This window comes from Pseudarthrobacter sp. NPDC080039, assembly GCF_040702335.1.
Lineage (GTDB): Bacteria > Actinomycetota > Actinomycetes > Actinomycetales > Micrococcaceae > Arthrobacter > Arthrobacter enclensis_A.
Map to the genome: position 1 here is coordinate 1 of NZ_JBFBKY010000058.1, position 5,202 is coordinate 5,202.

The window sequence follows — 5,202 nt, forward strand, 5'->3', positions numbered from 1 at the left end:
GTGATGGTGCTGATCCATCGGTTCGTTCCTTTCATGCGGAGCAGCGCCTATGCTGCCCGCTGGCTTGGCCAGACACCGCGGAGGCGGACGCCCAGGCTCCTAGCTCCGTTGACAACAAAGGTGTTGCTCTAGTCGTCGTCTGAGTGCGGCACGTCGCGGCCCTCGCTAAACGTCTGCCAATCAGGGAAACGGGGGGAGCGCCAGTCTTACACGCCCTGCAATCTCCGATCAGTTGCACGATGCCAAGCATCATATATCTCATATAGTCTGTCAACCCCTGCGAAAAGACGGTGGTTGTCGACGATTCGGGGGAGCTCAGCGTGGGAGCGGTAAGGATGGGTGGTCTTGGTTACCGTCGCCCAGGGAATCGAGTCGGCCAGTGCGAACGGCGGTGCGCGGCGGACGCGTCGTAGTCCGTGAGATTGATCAGCTGGCAGCCGAAGGCATGGTCGAGACCTCGAACGCCGCGCGAGTGCGATCGCCGCAGATCCTGGCCGCGCTGAGGAAGTGGACCGGCTGTGGCAACACGCCATCCTCGACGCGACCTGAATTTCAAACTCCCGAACTAAGAAAATGAGCCAAGGCAGAGGATCCGGAACTACGCCTCAACGACTTCACGTGAGGGGGTTCCGGCAACGAGCATCTTCGCAGCACCCGTTCTGATGTCGTCGCGGATTGGAGCGAGCTTCCGAATGACTGGATGTCGGTCGCGCTCACCCTACAAAGGAGCTTTGCTCGCAAATCGGTGAGGGCGTGGCTTTACAAAACTCTTCGCTCTGCACCTTCCACTTCACTGCCGTCACTTGTTCGGTGGCTCATCCTGCTTGACGTCAGAGGTGGGGTTTCTTGGAGGCTCGGCTGAAACCATCAAAGCGACGATTGTTGCTGGCTCATTCCCCCGATTGCTCCAGGCATGCACAGTGCCGCGCTGAACAAAGGTGTCGCCGGGCCTTAAGCAGACCTCCTCGCTCTCGAGAACGGCCCACAGTTCCCCGGAAAGCACGGTCAGGATGTCAACAGTTCTTGTGAAGTGCATGCCCGGGATGCCACCAGCCTCCTCCGCCGGAACAGTTCCGGCAAGCTGGCCATTCGCATCACTGTAACCCTGGGACCGATCCCACTCCGAATCCGGCGGGAAGGTAACAACACGATAGACAAACCCTCCTTCCGGGGGGTCCGTTATGACATTTTCCGACAGTCCAGAGGTCGCGTCGAAGGTGGTAGGGAGTGACGCGAAGCGCCAGATATCACATTTAGTGTTCCCAGGAGTTGCGAGCCTCGTCCGAGTGTACTCGTCGGAAACGACACAAGACCTGCCGTCTGCGCCTACCCCGCTCACTACGCGACGCGCTTGAGCGTCAAGATGACTATTTCCCATTGGTGATCCCCTCACAAGTTTCCTTGGATCGGCTGCCGGCCGGACATGAAGCCCGCTTTTCACGTGTTGCGCTCACCCCGCAACCGTTATTATATATCCAACATAAAATGGCGTTGTTTGAACCGTTTGCGGGTGCTACTCACCGTGGGTGCGTCGGCAGAAATCAGCTCTTGGCGCAAGCTCACGTGATACCTCTTCAGCGCGCGGGTCCGATGGCAAACGAGGGGCACGAACGTTCGAGAAGACACGCCCAAGTCTGAAGTCGTTCCTATAACCCGTCCGTCAAAGAGATCGAAAGGCAGGGCTTAGTTACGACGATTTGGTGAAGGACAAGATGTGGCTCATAAAGGGCGCGCTTGGAGGGGTGCGGCACTTGAGCGGATGAACGTTTGATCGTGTCTTTCGCGACAGAGGTTCCATGAGCGCGGCTGAGGCGGCCATAGAAGCAAGGGCGATTGAAAACGAGTGGACCGTCAGTCCACAGTGACTCCTGATGAAGTTGAGGTAAATAAATGCATGTAGGTTATATCGGACTCGGCAACATGGGTGGTGCTCTTGCAGCAAAGCTTCAGGAGTCCCGACAGCTCGTTGTGTTCGACCTGGACGCTGGGGCAGTCGGCAAGTTCGTGGAGCTTGGATCCGTTGCGGCAGGCTCTCTCGAAGAGCTGGCGCAGACTTGCGGGGTGATCTTCCTATGCCTGCCGACCTCGGACCATGTTCGGTCTGTACTGTACGGGCGCGGTGGAGAGGACGGGCTGGCTGCATCTCTTCGTCCTGGCACGGTTCTCGTGGACCAGACGTCAGGCGATCCAGTCATAACGAAGCAATTCGCGCGGGATCTCGCGGAGAAAAAGGTGGCACTCGTCGACGCCCCCGTGAGCGGTGGAATCGCGGGTGCCCGTGCGGGAACGATTTCGATCATGGTGGGCGCCGATCCTGCGGCGTACGAATTGGTACTGCCCATCTTAAATGAAATTTCGCCTAATGTCGTCTACGCAGGCGAAACGGGCAGCGGTCACGTCATGAAACTGGTGAACAACCTGATTTCCGGCGTACAGCGACTTCTCACTTTCGAGGGCGTCGCCCTCGCCGCCAAGAACGGCGTCGATCCGGAGCGTGCCCTCGATATCCTCATGGGCGGTGGGGCTCGCAATTCCTATATGGAGAAGATCTTTGCGCCTCGCGTACTGAAGGGAGATCTGAATCCTGGATTCACGCTCGCATTGGCGCACAAAGACATGCGCCTGGCATGCGATCTTGCCCGCGCCTCGGGAACGCCAGTGTTCTTCGGCGGAGTCGCGCGGGAACTCCTCCAAGTATTCATGGCGGAAAACGGCGCGGATGCCCAGGTGGATACTGCGGCTCTGATCGTCGACCGATGGGCTGGTACTCAGGTGGTACCTCTATAGCAGCCGGTGTTGCCTGCCCGGCAGAACTCGGGGGCGGTCACCATCCTGGTGTCCGCCCCCGATACTTATGCCGTGCTCAGTGCGTCTCGCAGGCGGCCTTGTACTGGGCATCGTCGACCGGCTCAAGCCACGTTGTGCCGGCGGACGAAGCGTTCGCTACGACGATTGCGATGTGCTCCATAAAGGCATCAGGAAGCGATCCATGCCAGTGCTCTTCACCGGCTGCGCAGGAGACGGTATCCCCTGCTCGTCCGCGAAGGATCTTGCCATCCCGTGTTCCCACAATTGCGGTTCCCTCAAGAATATGGAGAGTTTGACCATTGTTATGCACGTGCCAATTGGTTCGGGAGCCCGGAAGGAAACGGGTGAGCGCAGCGGCGAGGTAGGGGGGGCTTTCTGGTGAGGCGAGCGTCCGGGAATAGACGTCCCCGATAAACCTGTCGCTCGGGCTCTTAAGGGTTGGGGTCGGGGAAACGAGTTCCATTAGATTCTCTTCCTTCATACCTAGTGCGATCGCATATAATGCATAATATAGCTTACGAACTTCAGTCTCTTGCCTCTCTTTGGATCGAATACGCGCCCGTCGTCCCGATTGACTCCCCTGGTTCCGCCAAGGGGGTCGGCGCCCATCCCATGAGACACGCCAAGGATATACGTATATTATATTAAAAGTATGTACTACCGATGACCCCTTAGGTTCCTGCGATATTCGCGACCTGAAGGACGTGCACAGAGGAGATTTCGGTGGTCCGAACCAGGGAAGCGAAGGTCAGATAGATGGTTGATAGTCTTGCACCGCTCGAACTCGCAAGCCTGCTTGATGTAGGAATGACAGGCAATGGGAGGCGCATTCCGGCAGAACAGACGTTCCCGCTCCTGAACCCCGCCACAAGCGAGGAGTTTGCTCAGGTGCCCGCGATCAGCGAAGGCCAATTAGACGCGGTAATGTCTGCGGCTTCGGAGGCCGTCACCGCTTGGAGCGCGAACGAGAGCGTTCGACGCGCCGCGATGCACCGCGCTGCAGATCTACTAGAAGGACATGCGTCCGAGATCGCAACGCTGCTGACCGCCGAGCAGGGTAAGGTGTTCCGGGAGGCCGTCTCCGAGGTCATGACAGGTGTTGTTTGGCTCCGTTGGTATGCGGATCTCGAGATCAAGCCGACGATCCTGCAAGACGACGAGGAAGTGCGGATTGCGGTTTACCGTCGCCCGTTGGGGGTCGCCGCTCTGATTATCCCCTGGAACTTCCCGATTCAGACGGCTTTGAAGAAGCTCGCGCAGGCTCTCCGACCGGGGAATACAGCCATCGTGAAGCCCGCTTCGGACACGCCATTGGCGACGTTGCGCATGGTGGAGATCTTGCAAGAAGCCTTCCCCCCTGGCGTGCTCAGTGCGGTCAGCGGTCGATCGGGTTTGGGCGATTGGCTGACGAAACATCCGAAGACCGCCAAGATCAGTTTCACCGGGTCCACCGAAGTGGGCAAAATCGTTGCGGCCGCGGCCGTGAATGACCTCAAGCGTGTCACCCTCGAGCTGGGGGGCAATGACGCGGCGATCGTACTCGACGACGCCGATCCCCAGGCCACTGCCGCGCGGATCTATGCGCGCGCGTTTATGAATAGCGGCCAGATCTGCGCCACGGTCAAGCGAGTGTACGTGCACGAGTCCCTTTTCGACCAAGTAGTCGAGGAACTGGTGCGGCACGCGGAGCGTGCTGTGGTTGGGGATGGGCGCGATCCGAAGACGGAGCACGGCCCGCTCACCAACGCGGCCCAGCTCCGTTTCGTCACCGAGTTGGTCGATGACGCTGTCGCTCACGGGGCGAACTTGCTGACCGGTGGGCGGGTCGAAGGCCCGGGGTACTTCTACCGCCCAGCTATCGTAACGGGCGTTACGGACGAAATGCGACTCGTGCGTGAGGAGCAGTTTGGACCCGTGCTGCCGATCCTGTCGTATAGCGATGTGGATGACGCGATACGAGAAGCGAACGACTCGGAGTTCGGGCTAGGCGGCTCCGTGTGGAGTGCGGATGTCGGCCGGGCTGAGGCTATCGCGCAACGCCTCGAGACGGGCACCGTATGGATTAACGACCACGCTGCTACAAGGGTCAATCAGCCGTTTGCGGGTGCCAAATGGAGTGGCATCGGCGTGGAGAACGCAGTCGAGGGCATGGAGCAGTTCACGCAGGTGCACACGGTTCAAACCTTCCGAGGGTAGAAGTTGCGTTGAATGCGGTTCGGGCACACGGTTGCGGTCAGAAGGGTGACGGCCTGGGGTCCTTAGGCATCGCTTCGCTTTTCTCGCTCCGGAATCAGCGAGAGTGGTTGGGTCCCCGGTAAGGAGTCCAGTGTTTGTGTGAGTTTCGTGTCCGAGAATGGGCACAGGAGGAAATTCACGAATCATGGCACGCAGACA

The 5,202-nt window shown here is 59.1% G+C and carries 4 protein-coding genes; 2 read left to right on the forward strand and 2 right to left on the reverse strand.

All coding sequences use genetic code 11. The features are described 5' to 3' along the window. Nucleotides 1-799: 799 nt before the first annotated feature. Nucleotides 800-1,378 carry a cupin domain-containing protein gene (locus AB0313_RS21950; protein WP_366308436.1) on the reverse strand — a complete coding sequence of 193 codons (579 nt, stop codon included), beginning with the start codon at nt 1,376-1,378 and terminating at the stop codon, nt 800-802. A gap of 512 nt (nt 1,379-1,890) precedes the next feature. Here AB0313_RS21950 and AB0313_RS21955 point away from each other — a divergent pair. Next, nucleotides 1,891-2,787 (forward strand): NAD(P)-dependent oxidoreductase, encoded by an 897-nt coding sequence (locus tag AB0313_RS21955; RefSeq protein WP_366308438.1) that lies wholly within the window; start codon nt 1,891-1,893, stop codon nt 2,785-2,787. A 76-nt stretch (nt 2,788-2,863) separates the two neighbouring features. Here AB0313_RS21955 and AB0313_RS21960 read toward each other — a convergent pair whose 3' ends face one another. Next, nucleotides 2,864-3,271, reverse strand: a complete 408-nt coding sequence (locus AB0313_RS21960; RefSeq protein WP_366308440.1) for a cupin domain-containing protein — start codon at nt 3,269-3,271, stop codon at nt 2,864-2,866. Nucleotides 3,272-3,564: 293 nt separating this feature from the next. Here AB0313_RS21960 and AB0313_RS21965 point away from each other — a divergent pair, with 293 nt between their 5' ends. After that, on the forward strand, nt 3,565-5,004 hold the full coding sequence (locus AB0313_RS21965; RefSeq protein ID WP_366308442.1) for an aldehyde dehydrogenase family protein: 1,440 nt from the start codon (nt 3,565-3,567) through the stop codon (nt 5,002-5,004). The last annotated feature ends 198 nt before the right edge of the window (nt 5,005-5,202 follow it).